The sequence below is a fragment of the Barrientosiimonas endolithica genome, from assembly GCF_030296655.1.
Classification (GTDB): Bacteria; Actinomycetota; Actinomycetes; order Actinomycetales; family Dermatophilaceae; genus Barrientosiimonas; species Barrientosiimonas humi.
This window is the reverse complement of sequence record NZ_AP027735.1, coordinates 3537789-3556206: the sequence shown is the minus strand read 5'-3', so window position 1 is coordinate 3556206 and position 18418 is coordinate 3537789. Positions and strand designations below refer to the sequence as shown.

At 70.8% G+C, this 18418-nt stretch carries 12 protein-coding genes and 5 pseudogenes; 6 read left to right on the top strand and 11 right to left on the bottom strand.

Annotated elements, in window-relative coordinates; translation table 11 throughout:
* Positions 1-39: 39 nt before the first annotated feature.
* The 8 genes and pseudogenes from QUE40_RS17960 to QUE40_RS17935 all read right to left on the bottom strand — a co-directional run bounded on the left by QUE40_RS17960 (position 40) and on the right by QUE40_RS17935 (position 9414).
* Positions 40-1470, bottom strand: a complete 1431-nt coding sequence (locus QUE40_RS17960; protein WP_289231844.1) for a hypothetical protein — start codon at positions 1468-1470, stop codon at positions 40-42.
* Between the two features lie 400 nt (positions 1471-1870).
* Positions 1871-4663, bottom strand: coding sequence for an anti-phage protein Upx-like protein (locus QUE40_RS17955; RefSeq protein ID WP_289231843.1), 2793 nt, complete (start codon positions 4661-4663; stop codon positions 1871-1873).
* A gap of 92 nt (positions 4664-4755) precedes the next feature.
* Complete coding sequence (locus QUE40_RS17950; RefSeq protein WP_289231842.1) at positions 4756-5487, bottom strand: anti-phage protein Upx-like protein; 732 nt, start codon at positions 5485-5487, stop codon at positions 4756-4758.
* A gap of 139 nt (positions 5488-5626) precedes the next feature.
* The gene (locus tag QUE40_RS17945) at positions 5627-5926 is read right to left on the bottom strand and encodes an integrase core domain-containing protein (protein WP_289231841.1); all 300 of its coding nucleotides are present in this window, start codon (positions 5924-5926) and stop codon (positions 5627-5629) included.
* Between the two features lie 49 nt (positions 5927-5975).
* Positions 5976-6074, bottom strand: a pseudogene (locus QUE40_RS19550) (hypothetical protein); the annotation flags it as partial.
* A gap of 209 nt (positions 6075-6283) precedes the next feature.
* Positions 6284-6526: pseudogene (locus QUE40_RS19545) on the bottom strand (IS3 family transposase); the annotation flags it as partial.
* 612 nt (positions 6527-7138) lie between these two features.
* Positions 7139-8404 (bottom strand): ATP-binding protein, encoded by a 1266-nt coding sequence (locus tag QUE40_RS17940; protein ID WP_289231840.1) that lies wholly within the window; start codon positions 8402-8404, stop codon positions 7139-7141.
* Positions 8405-8493: 89 nt separating this feature from the next.
* Positions 8494-9414 carry a LysR substrate-binding domain-containing protein gene (locus QUE40_RS17935; protein ID WP_289231839.1) on the bottom strand — a complete coding sequence of 307 codons (921 nt, stop codon included), beginning with the start codon at positions 9412-9414 and terminating at the stop codon, positions 8494-8496.
* Positions 9415-9507: 93 nt separating this feature from the next.
* Between QUE40_RS17935 and QUE40_RS17930 the strand changes: the two are divergent.
* The 5 genes and pseudogenes from QUE40_RS17930 (at position 9508) to QUE40_RS17915 (ending at position 12971) form a co-directional block, all read left to right on the top strand.
* Positions 9508-10721, top strand: a pseudogene (locus QUE40_RS17930) (acetyl-CoA C-acetyltransferase).
* Positions 10721-11233 (top strand): annotated as a pseudogene (locus tag QUE40_RS17925) (alpha/beta fold hydrolase); the annotation flags it as partial. The pseudogenes QUE40_RS17930 and QUE40_RS17925, both read left to right, overlap by 1 nt.
* Complete coding sequence (locus QUE40_RS19540; RefSeq protein ID WP_350227176.1) at positions 11215-11493, top strand: alpha/beta fold hydrolase; 279 nt, start codon at positions 11215-11217, stop codon at positions 11491-11493. The pseudogene QUE40_RS17925 and the gene QUE40_RS19540, both read left to right, overlap by 19 nt.
* Entirely contained in the window at positions 11490-12284 is a 795-nt protein-coding gene (locus QUE40_RS17920; protein ID WP_142007245.1) for a CoA transferase subunit A, read from the top strand. Before QUE40_RS19540 ends, QUE40_RS17920 begins: the two co-directional genes overlap by 4 nt.
* A gap of 1 nt (position 12285) precedes the next feature.
* Positions 12286-12971 (top strand): annotated as a pseudogene (locus QUE40_RS17915) (CoA transferase subunit B).
* On the opposite strand, the gene QUE40_RS17910 reads toward QUE40_RS17915, so the two are convergent.
* Positions 12968-14374, bottom strand: a complete 1407-nt coding sequence (locus QUE40_RS17910) for a benzaldehyde dehydrogenase (protein ID WP_289231838.1) — start codon at positions 14372-14374, stop codon at positions 12968-12970. The pseudogene QUE40_RS17915 and the gene QUE40_RS17910 sit on opposite strands and share 4 nt — an antisense overlap.
* A 238-nt stretch (positions 14375-14612) precedes the next feature.
* Between QUE40_RS17910 and QUE40_RS17905 the strand changes: the two genes are divergently transcribed.
* Positions 14613-15548 carry an AraC-like ligand-binding domain-containing protein gene (locus QUE40_RS17905; RefSeq protein WP_289231837.1) on the top strand — a complete coding sequence of 312 codons (936 nt, stop codon included), beginning with the start codon at positions 14613-14615 and terminating at the stop codon, positions 15546-15548.
* 86 nt (positions 15549-15634) lie between these two features.
* Here QUE40_RS17905 and QUE40_RS17900 read toward each other — a convergent pair whose 3' ends face one another.
* Positions 15635-16402: a helix-turn-helix transcriptional regulator gene (locus QUE40_RS17900; RefSeq protein ID WP_289233123.1), complete on the bottom strand. Its 768-nt coding sequence runs from the start codon at positions 16400-16402 to the stop codon at positions 15635-15637.
* A gap of 1052 nt (positions 16403-17454) precedes the next feature.
* Positions 17455-18408: an ATP-binding protein gene (locus QUE40_RS17895; protein WP_289231836.1), complete on the bottom strand. Its 954-nt coding sequence runs from the start codon at positions 18406-18408 to the stop codon at positions 17455-17457.
* Positions 18409-18418 lie beyond the last annotated feature (10 nt).

The following is an 18418-nucleotide window of genomic DNA, read 5'->3' as shown; positions in this document are numbered from 1 at the left end:
TGAGGCGTCCCGCAGCTAGCCATAGGTGCAGTGGGTCCCCTAACGAGCAGAGGCATCATCGGCTTCCATAGGGTGCGCAAGACTTGCCTCGTAGATGCGCTCTAGCCGGCGGCGCCAGCGGCAAAGGGCGACCGCTTGAACCCCGGCGACGATGACAGCAAGGAGCCAGAGCGCAAGGAGAAGGGCTTTGAGAAGCGAGAGCGCGATGGGGTCATCCGGCAGCGTGTCCACCAGCAACGGACCAACGAATACAAAGTAGGTTAACGCGGCTCCCGCGAGCCACGGACGCAGCCATCCGCGTTCCACGCTGAGGTGCTTCCGGCGCAGCGTTCGAAGGTGGCGCCTGAATCTGGAGACATCAGAACACCATTCGATGATGACGAACAGCCCAACACTGGCAACGACGGAGAACATCAGCGCGAGCATCACGGGCCGCGGCACCTGGGCGGAGGTCACGCTCTCGAACGCGAAGACAGCAAGCAGGCCGATGAACCCAAGGAAGAACACCGCGCGAAGGGCGTTGCGCACACGAACACCGAGTGGCAGTTCACCCACTCTCGCTCCCCGGATGGCGAGCTTGGCGTACCAGCCGAGAGTCGCTCCCATGAGAGCTGAGCCGACCAACGTCTGCGCCGTAGGCGAGAGGCCAGCCGTCGCACTACTGCTCACGTTGGCCAAGCGCTCGATCGGGCGGTAACCGAGAGCCTGTAGGCACAGGAGCGTCACACCCACGAGCATGACGACACCAGCGACGATAAAAACACGGTGAGGGACCGTGGGGGCAGGCTCGGGAAGCAGCGCAGTCCAGACGTTTCGAGCCTCGGTGATGGACACCCAGACAATGGGCGCGAGCACCGTCAGGACACCGCAGTTGCTGAGGATAGCAAGGCTTCCGGCGCCTGCCGGCAGGTTTCCGTAAACCCCTGTCGCGACAGTGAAGACGATCCCGAGGCACGCGCCAATGAACGCCGGCCGTGGGTCCGTGAAGCACCGGCTGGCGACGCGGTGCAGCGCAGCGGGGAAGTGGTCGGTCCACGCCGCTAGCCAGAAGCGGCATCGCTCAAGCCGCAGACGGAGCGGCCATCCCCGCAGAAGCCGGTCAATGTCGGGCTGTCGTCGCGCCCACTCGTGAGTGCGATCAAGGGCTTCGCGCTCGAGCTCCGCGGCTCGATGAGCGAGTCCTCTGATCGTGTCCGCGTCCGGATCCTCTCCGGTGAGGGTCGCGATGGCGCCGGCTGGCGTCGCCTTCGCGTCAGGATAGTCGAGCACATCGCAGCGTGCGGCGACGCGGCGGACCCGCGACTCACTCTGATGGACCCCGCGCTCCCACCCTCGCCGGCGGAGCTCATCGACCAAGACGCCGACGGCTGGCTTGGGCCAGTCCGCTGGCAGGTAGGCGGTGCTCAGCACCATCAGAAGAAACGTGAACGCGAAGATCGTAGTGATGCCGCCGAGGAACACCAGCAGCATGAGTGCTGTATTCATATCAACCTCCTGCCGAGAAGTATTCGGGTGACCACCGACAACCGTCCGGCGGCAGGAGGCGGGCAGCGCAGGACTTTCCCACCCCGCACGCGTGGGTGCGGCACACTGTCGGCGCCAGTTATTGCGTCAGGTATGGCACGACCTTCCTGGCCGACCGCGCACCTCCGCCGCTGGGAGACCGAAGCGTGCTCGACTCGCTGTCAAAAGTCTCGCCCTTGACGGTGGGCGACACTGCGTCACTCCACAGAATGACGCGAGAGGGCCGCGTCTTGCTCGGAGCTAGCCCCTGAACCGCCTGCGGGTGATGTCGCCGCAACGCGGGCAGCACACTCGACAACCGCCCGGTGTAGCGCTGACTAACTGCCCGGACAACGGCAAGGACTACCTACCGCCCGCGGGCTTGTCTGCGCCGGGGCCGTTGTCGCCCCGCGTCGACTCCGACCGCCTCGGCGGTGAGGTCGTCGATGGCAACGACAGGGAACGGGCTCTCCGTCACCAGAGGCGTGATCAGCGGCTCGCTGGTCACGACGGCGCCGAGCACCCTTAGGCGAGTGCTTGCGGGAAGCCTCAAGTCGGCGGTGACGACGCCGATGTTGTCGTCGAGCCAGTCGATCCGTCGCGAGTGGAGTTCGACAGTCGATCTCTTGCCGCTCTTTCCGGTGAAGAGCTTCTCGACCTCGTTCGCGATCTCGACCGGCGTGCGGGCGATTTCGAAGTCCTTGGCTTCAACGGCGACGATGGTGTTGCTGGCTTCATGCAACGCGAAGACGTCGATGTCGCCGATGTCGTTGCCGTCCAGGTCGGCCACTCGGTTCTTCCCGAACTTCTTCACCGAAAGACGGGTGGTGAATCCGAGACGGTCGAGCTTACGGGCGACCTGTTGCGCGAATTGGTCGTTGATTCGGCGTCTGACCTGGGAGATGAACTTGATCATCTCATCGGTCTCGGCCCGCCCCTGGAGCCGACCTGAGAGAAGGTTATCGACCCAGTCCGGTCCAAGTCGGTAGAGGCTTCGGAAACCAAAGACAAGGTCCGACCCTTGCTGAACGACGGGCCGCCGGACGTACGACATGTCCCGGTTGAAGCGCCATGGCACCGCGTCGTATCCGATCGACATGAACGACGCCCTGGGGACGAGCGTGATCTTGTCGAGAACCCGCTCCACGGTCTGTGGGTTCAGGCCCCTCATACTCGAAATCTCGGCGATCGCAGTCGTTTGGTCGAGGCGATTCACCTGATCAGCAACCCCAAGATCCAGCAGACCCCCACATACCTCACGCAACTCGTCGAAGGTGAATCCGAACTCTGCCCGCGTTGCCACGACACTCCTCGCCAGGAACTCGGCGAAGTCAAACCGACTCGACTCGTTAGCGGAGTCGTCCACCAAGTCGTTCGCTTGGGACTCACGAAGTGATCGGGAGCCAGCGTTCACGGCGTACATTTCCATCGCTTGGTGAACCGGGTGATCCCGCTCTACTCCGAGGCGCCCCGACTCGAGGATGGACACCTCGAAGTCCGCTAGCCGGTGGTGGAGAAAATCTGAAGCAGTTCCCCGTTCGGCGATCTCGTTCGCGATACTCAGCAGCCCGTAGTAATCGCGCGCCTGGACTTGTTCGCTGCCGGTCGGCGGACGCGCGGCGACGTACTCGATCAGGAACCGGTTGGCACGCTGCGCAGAAGAACTCGCTTTGCGCTCACCAACGAGATCGGTGGCCGCCTCAGAGCTCTCTCCGAAGCACGCGATTCGCGACCGGAGCATCATGCCGAGGAACTTGGCATTGTGGAGCAGCGACTCGTTCTGTGCGATCAGATACGCAAGCAGGCCGCGAGGCTCGTATTTAACGATTTCGCTTTCGAGGCGCTCGAAGAGGTACTTGACGGCCGCATTGAGGGCAGGAACGCGGTTGTTCCCGTTGAGGCCGCCTATTGGGAGGTTGCCGCCGGACGGCGAACGCAGCCAGTCGCCTAGGTCATCGAGCAACTGCGCGGTGACTTGGGAATGCCCTGTCAACGGGCGAGGCAGCCCTTTCGCCCACATATCGGGCGCTTGGCGCTGATCGAACGTGTTTAGCATGCGCTTGGAGCCGGTCGGCGCGACCCGATCCAGAATTTCTGGCAGATCGGTAACCGTCACAGCGAACAGCCCTACCAACAAGGCCGAGACCAGCTCGCGCTCGGCCAGGTTGTCCCCTTCTTGCAAGAGAGCAACAAATGTCTCGGTGATCTCGACGCTGAAACCACTTGCGCGAGGGGAGGCGCGCACCGCAGGATCAGACCGCGACCAGTCGCTCGATCTGTGCCACGACTCAGGCGACGACAGTTTGAGTACAAGCTCAACGGATGGATCGGCTGGTGCGACGCCGACGCGATTTGCGCACTCCCATACCCAGTAGGCAGCGGACTCCACGAGGTCAGCCTCGACGCCTATCGGTCCGCCGTCGCCCACGTCGACGGTGATGAAGACGTTGCTTGCGGTCAGCTCGACAACATATCCCCAGAATGGACTTCTGGGGTCGACCATGTAGATTCCGGGGCCATCGCTTCGATACCGGCGCCGGGCCGGGATGATGATTTGAGGGTTAAGTGGCGGCACGACTCCGTGCATGTCGACCTCGAGTTGGTACTTGGCACGAGGCGCAAGCGCCTCTCCGGTTTGAAACACCGTGAAGTTCGGTTGCGGCCCGTCCGATAAGTAGAACGACTTCTCTGACGCGTCGTAGACGCTGAACTCGTCGAGGATGTCGGTGACAAATGTACCCCCGGGCCGCCTGTCCTGCGCTTCGGCGAAGAGGAGCAGGCCCAGAGCCCCATCAGGCTCGTGATGAAGCATGACCTCGAGATCGTCTGACCTGAGGATGAGCATCGGGTCGGCATCGTTGATGTTGGGGACGCCCCAGAATGCACCTCCGCCCGGGGTATCGCTGATGACAAGGTGCAGGAGCGTCGAGGCGCTCGAGTACGTCCGCCGTTCCTCAGGCGCCATGAGGTAGGCAAGGCGCGCCAGCACCGCCTGGGTGTCGTGCATGTGGCCCCAGACGTTGGTATCCCAGTTGGTCAGCGGGTCGGTTGCGAGCACGACGTGAAGGTCGCGTCTGCCGTCTATCGGCAACAGATACCTGGAGACCAGGTGGTCCTCTTCGAGGAAGATCGCGGTCCTGCCGGGGTCGAGCAGGCGCATGACGCGAGAGAGAGCGGCGGTTCGCCATCGCCGTCCCAGTTCCTCGAGTTGGCCGGCCTGCTTCGCGAAACGCAAGAAATGGAAGCGCAATGTCACGAGAAGATCGAGGGGAGCACCACTCGGTACCCGTCGTCCAGCCGAAGGAATGGATACATCTGGAGACGGTCATCTGTGACGTCGTCGCCACACGGTTCGGTAAGGGTTCCCGGGTCGCGCGCGAAGGTGTCGATGACCATACGGAACCACGGGCCGTACGAGTCGAGGTCGTCGTTCGAGATGAACGCGGCAGAAGCGAGTTCTTCCAGTCGGGCCGCCCCGGGAACGTTGACGGGCGTCCGCGCGGCCCCCAGCGGCAGCGTGCCGCGCCGGAGACCTGCGCGCCTTAGTACAAGGTCGCTGACGATGAGCAGACTGCGGACCAGTCGGAAGGTCGGTTGGTAGAGGTCGTTGTCCATCCAACGCTCACGGAGCATCGCGTCGATCAGGTTCTTGACGTCAGCCACCGTGTGCTCCCCGGAGCCCGACGAGACGAGGTATGTGCCGCCGACGAAATCAATGCTCTGCACAAGGACGTCGGAATAAGGGTCTTCTTCCCGGAGGACATCAGGGCCACCGATGTCGTCGCTCTTCAGCAGCGCGCGGATGGCGCTGGAACTTGCCGCGGAAATCTGCCGGTCCTCAAGTGCCATGCCGAGCGCCGCCATTCGGTGCAGGCGTAGGTGCCTCGACGCGTTCTCCGGGAGCAGCATCAAGGCGGACGCCGCAGCAACTACGGCTGGCCCGTCGACCGTGCGCGGAATGTTGTCGGTCCGGATGCCAGCCATGGTGGGATCATGGCAGACGGTGCCGACAGCCCCGAGACGGCGCGATCTTCTTCGCCCCCTTGAACGGGTACGCAGCCCGAGCGACGCTGCGGCGAATGTGACCTGTACCCGGTTTCTCGGACGGTTTCGGTTGGGGTGATCATGCCGCGGTGCTCGTGGCGGCGTGAAGGGTTTCGTACTCGGCCGGGGACAGGTAGCCCAGGGCGGAGTGCCTGCGGTGGGGGTTGTACCAGGCTTCGATCCACTCGAAGATCGCCTTGGCGAGGTCGTCCTGGGTGGGCCAGTCGCGCCGGTCGAGCAGCTCGATCTGCATCGAGCCGAAGAAGGATTCCATCAACGCGTTGTCGTAGCAGGACGCGATCCGGCCCATCGATCCCAGCAGCCCGGCCTCGCGGAGCCGGTTGCCGAACAGCCACGACGTGTACTGGGCAGGTTCCACGGTCCGAATGCACAACAGTCCCAACGGGTTTGCGGTGCATCCTGGCCATCTCCAGGGCGTCGACGACCAGCTCGGTGCGCAGGTGATCAGCGATCGACCAGCCGACCACGCGGCGGGAGTAGACATCCAGCACGACCGCGCAGTACACCCACCCGCAGCCGGTGCGGTGCTGGGTGATGTCGGTGACCCACAACCGGTCGGGGCGGTCGGCGACGAACCGCCGGTTGACGTGATCGGGCCAGGTCGCCACGTCCCGCACGCCGGGACCGCGCCACCGGCGCCGGTGCACTCCCTGCAACGCTGAACGCGCATCAACCGGGTCACCCGGCGGCGCGACACCGCGTGCTCGTACCCGCCGAGGGCCAGCTCGGCGTGCACCCGCCGCACCCCGTAAGTCCCCCGCGACCGCTGGTGCACCTGGATGATCGCCTGCAACGCGTACGCATCAACCACGTCCCGCGCCGAGGGCCCGCGACCGGCCCGCCAGTCATAGAACGAAGAGGACGGCACCCGCAACGCCCGCTCCACGCCGCTACGCGACACCCCCTTTGCGTGGCTCCATTGCAGCCGCCACCGTGACCAGCCGCGGGCCAGCCCCATCCCCCAGGTCGACCTCCTGCCCGGCCAAGGCAGCCACGGCCAGGCACCTCATTCTGGGAGGACGTTCTCGCTGGCGAAGTAGGCGCTGGCCCGCTTGAGGATCCCAGGTCTCCATCGCCTGACGCCGATTCTCCCTCCGCAACCGGACCAGCTCGCCCCGCTCATCACGCGACAAGCCAGGCCTGTGCCCGGCATCGACCTCCGACTGATCACTGATCCCCAGATCCTTGGCGATCTGCGCGATCGGCTTCTCCCGCTGCCGCGCCCTCCACCGCGCGCTGACGGAACTCAGGTGACTTCGGTGCCGGCATCATCGGCTCCTTCCTCCAAGACGATCATCGCCTCAGAACAGGTGTCCGGGATACCGGGTACAGGTCAGGGGCGGTTCAGGAGTCAGGCGCGCGTCTCCCCTCGCCACACTCACGGTAGCGCTCCGCGACCGCACTGCGCTGATCGTCGCAAGCAGGAGACTGCGCCGTCGGCAACGCAGTCTCCGAAGGTTGAGTGGTCACTTGTTGCGGGTGTACGCCCGCGGACACCGACCGTAAGTGACCACTCAGCCTGGGGCGGGTTCCAGAGCAACTCGCGGGGCCTCGATACGCTCCTTCGTCGCTACTCGGCCGGCTTGGCTTCGTCGCTACTCGGCCGGCTTGGGCTGGGGTGCTCACCCTGCTGGCGCAGGTATCGCCCGAAGTGGGGGACGGTGAAGGCGATGCGGCCGCGTTCGCCGGAGTAGATCAGCCCCTTCTTCAGCAGTGCGTCGCGGGCGGGCGAGAGCGACTGGGGCTTGCGGCCCAGCAGCTTCGCGACGTCCGACGTCGGCACCGACTCGATCTCGTCGAGCTCCTCCTCGCCCTTCGCCGCGATGTCGGCGGCGACGTCGGCCATGGCGCGCAGATACTCCCGCTCGCCGGGAGTCGCTCTCTCGTAACGGGATCCGAAGAATCCGACGGCCAGCTCCGACTCGGCCTCGGGGGCGGCGACGCCGACGTCCTCGCCGGTGATGGGCGTACGCGGTGCGAGGTCCCACACCGCCTTGCCGTACGCCTGGATGAAGTACGGATAGCCGCCGGTCGCGGAGTACATCGCCTCGAGCGCGTCCTCGGTGAAGTCGGCGTCCTCCTCCTTCGCCGGCATCTGCAGCGCCCGCTCGGCGGCGTCGCGCGGCAGCCGGTCGATGCGCGCGTAGCGGAACAGCCGCTCGCTGTACGACTTCGACGCCGACAGCACCGCCGGCAGGTGGGGCAGTCCCGCGCCGACGACGACCACCGGCAGCGCCGCCTGGCTGATCTCGTGGCACGCCGCGCACAGCGCCGACACGTCCTCGGGGTGCAGGTCCTGCATCTCGTCGATGAAGATCGCCACGCCCTTGCCCACGTCGGCGGCCAATCCGCCTACGTCGGAGAGGAGTTCGACCAGGTCGATCTCGATGTCGCCGGAGTCGGCACGCCCCGAGACGGCCGGCGCGTCGATGCCCGGGTTCCACCGCTCACGCAGCTTCGCGCCCGCCGGCGCATCACGCTGCGCGAACGACTTCACGACGCCCAGCACGTGATCGACGTCGTCGGTCTGCGGGTGGCCGAGCTCGCGTACGGCCGTGTGCAGGGCCGCGCTCAGCGGTCGCCGCAGCCGCTGGTCGGGCCGCGCCTCGAGCTTCCCGGTGCCCCAGTGCGCGCGCACCGCCGCGGAGCGAAGCGCATTGAGCAGCACCGTCTTTCCGACGCCACGCAGCCCGGTCAGCACCACCGACCGCTCCGGCCGGCCGCGCGAGATGCGCTCCAGCACGATGGTGAAGGTCTGCAGCTCGGCGTCGCGCCCCGCCAGCTCGGGCGGGCGCTGGCCGGCGCCGGGGGCGTAGGGGTTCCTGATCGGGTCCACGATCGGACCGTATCCGCGCGTCTAGGCGATCCCCGATATTTCGCTAGCGGAAACGATCGCGTGTCGCCGATCGGCCCGTCTTCACCTGTCTAGTGCTCAGCCGAGACAACGCTAGCGGCCGGCATCGTCGCTCGCGGCCAGCCGACGTACGAGCTCCACGGCTCGCGCGAGCGCGGGGAGTCGTCGTCCTCGCGCATGCCGACCGCCAGCTCGATGCGCGCCCCGCGCGCCGCCAGCGGGCGGAACGTCACGCCCGGAACCCCTAGTCGCGCAACGGGTTCGGGCACCACGGCCGCGCCCAGCTCGGCCGCCACGAACGTCACCAGCGTCGACGTCTCGGTCACCTCGTGCCGCACCCGCGCCTCGAACCCGGCCGCGCGGCACAGCTCGATCACCGCGTCGTGCATCACCGATCGCCCCTCCGCGTGCACGACGAGGTCGAGCCCGTCCAGGTCGGGCACCCGCAGCCGTTTGCGCGAGGCGAGCGGGTGGGCGTCGGGCAGGGCGACGATGAGCCGGTCGGCGCGCAGGCGCGAAAGGCGTACGCCCGGCTCGTCGACCGGCGGACGCAGCAGGGCAAGGTCGATCTCGCCGGCCATCAGCGCGCGCACCTGCGCGGGCACGAGCATCTCGCCGCGGAAGCCCAGGTCGACACCCGGCAGCTCCTCGCGCACCGCCCGGGCGAACGCCGGCAGCAGGCTGTACGTCGCCGACCCGACGCACCCCACGACCAGCCGCCCCTCGGTGCCGGCCGCCACCCGCTGCGCCTGCTCGCCCGCCGCGTCGACCTCGGCGAGGATCGCCCGCACCCGCCCGACGTACGCCTCCCCCGCCTCGGTCAACGACACTCGCCTCGTCGTCCGGTCGAGCAGGCGCACCCCCAGCTCTGCCTCGAGCTGTCGGATCTGGTGCGACAGCGGCGGCTGGGCCATGTGCAGCCGCTGGGCCGCGCGGCCGAAGTGCTGCTCCTCGGCGACCGCCAGGAAGTAGCGCAGGTGTCGGAGCTCCACGCCACCAGCGTCGCACGACCGAGACTTCTGAGGTCCGAATGGCGCACAACTGAGTACTTCTCTATATCGACGCCTCGCCCTACCGTCGATGCCATGGACGATGTCGTGATCTGCGCCCCGCTGCGCACCCCGGTCGGCCGCTTCGGCGGCTCCCTCGCCTCGGTCACCGCGACCGACCTGGCGTCAGGCCTGCTGCGCACCCTCGTGGAGCGCACCGGCCTCACCGAGGGCGACGTCGACGACGTGATCCTCGGCCAGGGATACCCCAACGGCGAGTCGCCGGCCATCGGCCGCGTCGCCGCGCTCGACGCCGGCCTCGGCACGGGCGTGCCGGGGCTGCAGCTCGACCGGCGCTGCGGCTCCGGCCTGCAGGCCGTGCTCGTCGCCGCGGGTCAGATCGCCACCGGCGGTGCCCGGCTCGTGATCGCCGGGGAGCGGAGTCGATGTCACAGGTCGAGCACTACGCCCTCGGGCTGCGCAGCGGCGTGAAGCAGGGCGGCGTCGACCTGATGGACCGCCTCGACCGCGCCCGCGAGACCGCCGGGGGCAAGGACCACCCGGTCCCCGGCGGGATGATCGAGACCGCGGAGAACCTGCGCCGCGACTACGGAATCAGCCGCGAGGCGCAGGACCAGCTCGCCGTGCAGTCGCAGCAGCGCGCGGGCGCCGCCCAGCAGGCCGGCCGGTTCGACGCCGAGATCGTGCCCGTCACGATCCCCGGCCGCCGCGGCAAGCCCGACACCGTCGTCGACACCGACGAGCACCCGCGCCCCGACACCACCCTCGAGCAGCTCGCCGGGCTGCGCCCGATCCGGCTCAAGACCGACGAGGCGTCGACCGTCACCGCGGGCAACGCCAGCGGGCAGAACGACGGCGCCGCCGCATGCGTCGTCACCACCCGCGCCGAGGCCGAGAAGCGAGGACTGACACCGCTTCTCACGCTCCGCAGCTGGGCCGTCGCCGGCGTCGGACCCGAGGTCATGGGCATCGGCCCGGTGCCCGCCACCGCCGCCGCCCTCGAGCGCGCCGGCATCACCATGGACGACCTCGGCGTCATCGAGCTCAACGAGGCGTTCGCCGCGCAGGTGCTCGCCGTCCTGAGCGAGTGGAAGCTCGACCCCACCGACGAGCGGCTCAACCCCAACGGCTCCGGCATCTCCCTCGGCCACCCCGTCGGCGCCACCGGGGCACGCATCCTCGCCACGCTGGCGCACGAGATGCACCGCCGCGAAACGCGATTCGGCCTCGAGACCATGTGCATCGGTGGCGGCCAGGGCATCGCCGCCGTGTTCGAGCGGATCGCGTGATGGCCGCCGTCCGGGTGCACCGCGAGATCAGCGGCCCGAGCGACGCCCCCACCGTCGTGCTCGCCGGCTCGCTCGGGTCCACCCACCGCATGTGGGACCCGCAGGTCGAGGCGCTGTCGGAGCACTTCCGCGTGCTGCGCTACGACGCGCGCGGGCACGGTGAATCCCCTGTGCCCCCAGGCTCTTACGCGATCGACGACCTCGCCGACGACCTCGTCGCCCTGCTCGACGACATCGGCGTCGAGCGCGCCCACCTCGTGGGGCTGTCGCTCGGCGGCATGACCGGCATGCGGGTCGCCGTGCGCAACCCCGAGCGGGTGGACCGCCTGGTCGTGCTGTGCAGCAGCGCCCACCTGCCGCCCGACGTGTGGCTCGAGCGGGCCGCGACGGTGCGCGCCGACGGCGTCGCCTCGATCGCCGAGTCGATCGTCGACCGGTGGTTCACCCCGGCTTCTCCCAGGCCCACCCCGACGTACGCCGGGCGCACGTCGACATGGTCGCCGCCACTCCCTCGGCCGGCTACGCCGCCTGCTGCGACGCCATCGCCGCGATGGACCAGCGCGCCGACCTCGCCAGCATCGGCGCCCCCACGCTCGCGATCGCCGGCGCCGACGACCCGGCCACCCCGCCGGAGCACCTGCGAGAGGTGGCCGAGGGCGTACCGGACGGGCGCCTGCTCGTGCTCGACCAGGCCGCCCATCTCGCGAACGTCGAGCAACCGCAACAGGTCTCGGCCGCGATCATCGAACACCTGCAAGGAGCCCCGGCATGAGTCTCGACAAGGTGGTGGCCGGCCCCGAGGCGGCGGTCGCCGACATCCCGAGCGGCGCGAGCCTGGCCGTCGGCGGCTTCGGCCTCTCCGGCATCCCGTGGACGCTGATCGAGGCGCTGCTCGCGCAGGGCGCCGACGACCTGCTGGTCGTCTCCAACAACTGCGGCGTCGACGGCGCCGGCCTCGGGCTGCTGCTCGAGGAGCGCCGGATCAGCCGGGTCATCGCGTCCTACGTCGGGGAGAACAAGGAGTTCGCGCGGCAGTACCTCTCCGGCGAGCTGACCGTCGAGCTCACGCCGCAGGGCACGCTCGCCGAGCGGCTGCGCGCCGGGGGAGCCGGGGTCGGCGCGTTCTTCACCCCCACCGGCGTCGGCACCCTCGTGTCGGAGGGCGGCCTGCCGTGGCGCTACGACACCGAGGGCAACGTCGAGCTGGCCTCGCCCGCCAAGGAGACCCGTGTCTTCCAGGGCAGGGAGATGGTGCTCGAGGAGGCGATCGTCACCGACGTCGCGCTGGTGCGGGCCGCCGTCGCCGACCGCGCCGGCAACTGCGTGTTCCACGCGGCCGCGCGCAACTTCAACCCACCGGCCGCGATGGCCGGGCGACTGACGATCGTCGAGGCCGAGCAGGTCGTGGAGGTGGGGGCCCTCGGACCCGACGAGGTGCACCTGCCCGGCGTGTTCGTACAGCGGGTCGTGGAGCTGACCCCCGAGCAGGCGCAGCACAAGGACATCGAGAAGCGCACCACCCGCGGGGAGCGCCCCGCGACCGCCGCGCAAGGAGCGAGCTGACATGGCCTGGACCCGAGACGAGATGGCCGCGCGCGCGGCGCTGGAGCTGCAGCCGGGGAGTACGTCAACCTCGGCATCGGCCTGCCCACCCTCATCCCCGACCACCTGCCGATGGGCTCCACCGTCACGCTGCACGCCGAGAACGGCATCCTCGGCGTCGGCCCGTTCCCGTTCGAGGACGAGGTCGACCCCGACCTGATCAACGCCGGCAAGCAGACCGTGACCGTGCTGCCGGGGGCGTCGTTCTTCGACTCCTCGACCAGCTTCGCGATGATCCGCGGCAGCCACATCGACACCGCCGTGCTCGGCGGGATGCAGGTGTCGGCCGCCGGCGACCTCGCGAACTGGATGGTGCCCGGCGCGATGGTCAAGGGCATGGGCGGCGCGATGGACCTGGTCAGCGGCGCCCGCCGGGTGATCGTGCTGATGGAGCACGTCACCAGGAAGGGCGACCCCAAGCTGCTGGCGGAGTGCACCCTCCCGATCACCGGCCGCGGCGTCGTGTCGCGGGTGATCACCGACCTGGCCGTGCTCGACGTGACCGGTGACGCGTTCGCGCTCGTGGAGCTGGCGCCGGGCGTCACCGCCGGGCAGGTGCGCGACGCGACGGGCGCGGACCTGGTCGAGTCCGCGCCCGCCGCGCCTCCTGCACGCGCCGACTCCCCGACGGCGGTCGCGCAGGCCTAGAACGGGAACGGCTGCGCCTGCTCGCGGGAGGTGACCCATTGCCAGGCCGTGAACTCCTCCCAGCTCGACTGCGTCCCGAAGGTCGCGCCGTTCCCGGACGCCCCGACGCCGCCGAACGGGGCGAACGCGTCGTTGTTGAGCGTCTGGTCGTTGATGTGGATCATCCCGGTGCGCAGCCGCTCGGCCAGCCGGCGACCACGGGTGACCGAGCCGGTCTGGATCGCGGCGACGAGGCCGTACTCGCTGTCGTTGGCGACCGCCACCGCCTCGTCCTCGTCGGCGACGACGGTGACCGGCGCGACCGGCCCGAAGATCTCCTCGCGGAACGCCGGCATGGTCGTGGTGACCCCGCCCAGCACGGTCGGGGTGAAGAAGGCCCCGTCGCGCTTGCCCCCGGCGAGTACGTCCGCGCCGGCTGCCGCGGTCTCGCTCACGATCCGCTCGACGTTGGTCGCCTGCTTCTCGTTGATGAGCGGTCCGAGCGCGACCTCCTCGGCCGCGGGGTCACCGACCGGCAGACCGGCCGCGCGGGCGGCGAGCCGCTCGAGGTATTCCTGCGCCACCTTCTCGACCACGATGTGCCGGCCGGCGGTCATGCACACCTGCCCCTGGTGCAGGAACGACCCCCACGCCCCGGCCGACGACGCGGCGTCGAGGTCGGCGTCGTCGAGCACGACGAGGGCGTTGTTGCCGCCCAGCTCGAGCGACACCTTCTTGAGCAGTCTGCCTGCGGTGGCACCGATCTCGCGGCCGACCGGCGTCGAGCCGGTGAACGAGATCATCGCGACGTCGGGGTTGCTCACGAGGGCCGCGCCGGGCTCGACCTCGCCCGGGAGCACGTGCAGCAGACCGGCGGGCAGCCCCGCCTCCTCGAAGACGCGGGCGATGGCGACACCGCCCGAGACGGCGGTGTTGAGGTCGGGCTTGAGGATCACCGCGTTGCCGAGCGCGAGCGCCGGCGCGACCGCGCGCATCGACAGCACCTGCGGGAAGTTCCACGGCGAGATGATGCCGACGACACCGAGCGGCACCCGGCGCGCCTCGGAAGACCGGCCCGGCTGCGAGGTCGGGAGCAGGTGACCCCACGGCTGGGTCGGAAGGGCCGCGGCCTCCCACAGCTCGCCGAGCACCAGGTCGATCTCGAACGCGGCCTTGGCCGGCACCGCACCTCCCTCGCGCACCAGCCAGCGCTCCACCTCCGCGCGCCCGGCCTCCAGCACCTGGGCCGCCCGGCGCAGCACGGCAGCGCGCTCGGGCCCGGGCGTCGCGGCCCACTCGCGCTGCGCCTCCTTCGCCAGCAGCGCGGCGGCGGTCACGTCACCGCCGTCGGCCAGGCCGACCCGGCCCAGCTCAGCGCCGGTCGCGGGTTCGGTCGCGGCGGTGTCACCGGCGCCGCCGGCCACCCACCCGTCGCTGAAGATCCGGCCCTGCCAGGGGCCCCGTCGAGAAGACTGCTCATGGCTGCGTCGCTCCGTTCCGGCCGCGGAGCCGCGGCGCCGGACGGCCGGTCGGCCGCCGGCCCGGCCACGTCACCGAGCCATCCACTGTTGGTCCCCTCACGGTGCGCGCGGGCGTACGGTCGTGGTTGACCGTTCGCGCCACGGCTCTTGCCGGTCCGCGCCACGAGGAGGTCGATGCGTGATGCGTACGTCCGCCGCCGCTTCGCGCGACGACTCGCCCGAGCAGGCGCAGGCACCCAAGCAGGCGCCCGAGGTCTGGAGCGCGGAGCTGGCGAGCGCGTTCGGGCTCGCGGCGCGGGGAGTGCTGCCGACCGGGTCGCTGCGCAGCGCACCGCTCGGGCGAGCCACCACGTTCCGGGTGGCGGGGGCGCCGCAGAGCCTGCACCACGAGCGCCCCGACGGCGACGCGCTGAAGGTCTGCCTGCAGCGCCGCGGCCGCGCGATCGTGCGCCAGGGCGACCGCGACGTGGAGATCGGCCCCGGCGAGCTGGTCGTCTACGACACCGCGCGGCCCTATGCCATCCGCTTCGCCGGCGAGTGGGAGAGCGCGGTGCTCACGGCTCCTCGGGCGGGGCTGCGGCTGCGGGCCGACGAGGAGCGCGGACTGCTGCTGCAGCCGATCGCGGTCGACGGCGGACCGGCCTCGGTGCTGGGGCACCTGCTGGCCGACAGCCTGCGCGATCCCGTTGCCACCGTTGCCGATCCGGCATCCCAGGAGCGGCTGGGGCGGATCGGGGAGGCCGGCATGGCGCTGCTCGCGAGCCTGGTCACCGTGCCCGTCACGAGCGACGACGACGCGATGCGCGAGCGGGTGCTGGCCTTCGTGCGGGCGCGGCTCGCCGACCCCGGCCTCGGCCACGCGCAGGTCGCGCACGAGCACGGCATGTCGCCGCGCACGCTCAACCGGCTGTTCGAGGGGCACCCGTCGGTGACCGACACGATCCGCGAGCTGCGGCTTCTGGGCCTGCGCGACGACCTCACCAACCCCGCCCACGCGCGCCGCACCGTGATGGCGCTCGCCGGGCGGTGGGGGTTCGTCGACCAGGCGCACGTCACGCGCGCGTTCCGCGCCCGCTTCGGCGTCACCCCCGCCCGGCTGCGCTGCGAGTCGCGCTGACGTCCGGACTCCCGACCGGCACAAGGACCCGAGAACCCCCGATCCGGGGCCTGCGGCGAGTTGTGCCGGTCCGTCGTCAGGGGTGCTCAGTCGTCGGGGTCCCACTGCGCCGCGAGCTCGGTGCGCGAGCGGACGCCGAGCTTCGCGTAGATGCGGGTCAGGTGGTACTGCACCGTCTTGGTCGACAGGAAGAGCACGTCGGCGGCCTCCCGGTTGGACCTGCCCTGCGCGACCAGGTCGGCCACGGCCCGCTCCTGCGGGGTGAGGTCGGTGGGCGCGCGCTCGGCCCGAGCGCCCTCGGGCACCGACCGGCCGCCGCGCACCCCGCCCGCGCGCAGCTCCCGCTCGCACCGCTCGACGCACGCCCGCGCACCGATCGCCGCATAGCCGTCGCGCGCCGCGGTCAGCAGCGGGTCGGCGTCGCCGCGCTTGCCCGCACGGCGCAGCACCTGCCCGAACGCGAACAGGGTGTGCGCGCGCTCGACCCGCAGCGGGGTGCCCGCCAGCTGCTCGAGCGCGGTCTCGAAGGCCTCTCGCGCGGCGGCGAGGTTGCCGTTGCCGCGCGCCGCCTCCAGCCGGCCCCGGGCGCGCGCCAGCCGCGCCACCGCCGAGGGCGGGCCGCCACGCGCGCCCACCCGCTCCTCGGTCTCGGTCAGCAGGTCCGACGCCTCCGCGAGCCGCCCCAGGCCCACCAGGGCCGACACCAGCGGCTCGACCCACGGCCAGTACCCCGGCTCCGAGACGGCCTCTGCCAGCAGGGGATCGGTGAGCGGCGTGAGCGCCGCGACCACGCCCTCGTGGTCCGACCGTGCCTCGGCGAGGGCGGCCCGGGCCAGCAGCGTGGGCACCCGCATCGTCGCGTAGTCCTGCGGCGCCGACTCCGTGCCGTGCAGCGCGCGCCGGGCGGCCTCGTCGTCACCGCGCAGGGTGTGCACCTGCACCAGCGTCCACCCGAGCAGCGGACGGGTCAGCACGATGCCCGAGGCGTCGACCAGGTCGAGGCCCTCGGTGGCCGTGCGCACCGCCTCGTCCCAGTCGCCGCTGCGGAACTGCGCCCGCGCCAGCCAGGCCCGCGCCCACAGCGAGATGCGCGTCGAGCCGCCGTGGTGGCTGAGCGGCACGGCCCGCTCCAGCGCCGCCCGCGCCGCCGCGACCTCGTCGGTCGCCAGCAGCAGCCAGCCGGTGCCGAGGAGCGCCCGCTGGGCCTGCGCCCCGTGCCGCACGGTCTCCCGCAGCCCGGCGTACGCCCTCCGCGCCTCCTCGACCTCGCCCACCGCGACCAGGCCCAGCCCGCGGATCGCTGCGGACTCCACGCCCTCGGCCGACTCCGCGCCGCCCAGCGCCACCGCCCGGTCGGCCCAGGTGACCAGCTCGGTCCACGCCCCGCGGCACAGCGCATCGAGGACGAACCGCTGGCTGATCAGTGCAGCCGTCGCCGGCTCGCGGTCGGCGTTGACGATCGCCCACGCGCGGTCCAGCTGCGCGTGCGCGTCGACACCTCGCCCGCGCAGGATGGCCAGATAGCCGAGCACCGCGTCGCGCAGCGGCGTCTCGCGCAGGCTCTCGACCTCGGGCAGCAGCGCCAGCGCGGCGTGCACGTCACCCGCGCCCACGAGCGCGTCGACCGCGCGGGTGAGCCGTGACTCGCGCTCGCGCCGCCCGGACGACAGCCGGCTCGCGTCGGCGAGCAGCGCCGCGGTGCGACCCCAGGCCCCTTGTGCTGCAAAGGTTTCGGCGGCGTCGTCGAGCTCGTGCGCGAGCGCGTCGTCGGGGCCGGCGGCGGCCGCGACCCGGTGGGTGAGCGCGTCGGCCGGGTCGGCGACCAGCTCTGCTGCGCGCAGGTGCAGCGCACGCACCCCGGCGGTGCCGACCTGCGCGCGCACCGCCGCGGCCACCATCGGGTCGCTCAGCCGCACCCGGGGCGCACCCGGCGGACCGGCGACGCGCAGCAGGCCGCTGGCCACGGCCGCATCGACCGCCGACCACACGTCGTCGACCTGTGCCAGCTCCCCGGTGAGCGCCAGCCCGCCGTCGGGCCGCAGCACGCCGGCCGACTCGACGAGGCGCCGAGCCGGGGAGCGAGGTCACCCAGCCGACGACGTACGTCCGCGGTCGTGTCCGCCGGGGCCGGCAGCTCCCCTGCGGGCTCGGCCCAGGTGGCCGGCTCGGACTCGGCCAGCAGGGCCGCGATCGGTCCGGGCCGTCCACCGGTGTGGGCGCGCAGCCGCTCGACCGCCCAGGGAGCGAGGGCGATGCCACGGCGCGCGGCGAGCGCGGCGACCGCGTCGGCGTCGAGCGGCCCCAGCTCGATCCTCAGGTCTGCGAGATCGGCGAGCAGCCCACTGGCAGCAGCGGATTCGGCGTGCGCAGCGCCACCGGTCGGGATCGACAGCAGCAGGCGCACGCCAGCGTCGGGGTGGTGCCGGCGCAGCGACGCCAGCGCCTGCAGCGACTCGGCGTCGGCCTCGTGCAGGTCGTCGACCACGACGAGCACCGCGGCGGCCTCGCCGACCGCCGGTGCGCCCGGATCGGTGTTCGCCACCAGGGCGTCCGGCACCAGGGCGTCCCGCAGCCGCGTCGCGGCCGCGATCGGGTCTGCGTCGGTGTCGAGGTCGAGGCCGACCGAGCCCACCAGCTGGTCCAGCACGGCCCCGGGCCGTGCGCTCTCCCAGGGCAGCCCGTGCGCCCGGAGCACCGGGCCGTCGTGCTGCGCGGCCACGGCGTCGAGCACGGTGCTGCGCCCCACCCGCGGCGGACCGGTCACCAGGGCGACGGACATGCCGCGGTCGCGCGGCAGGCGGACCAGCTCCACCAGCTGCGCGACCTCGGCGTCACGTCCGACCGGATCCCTCGCGGTCACGCCGTCACAG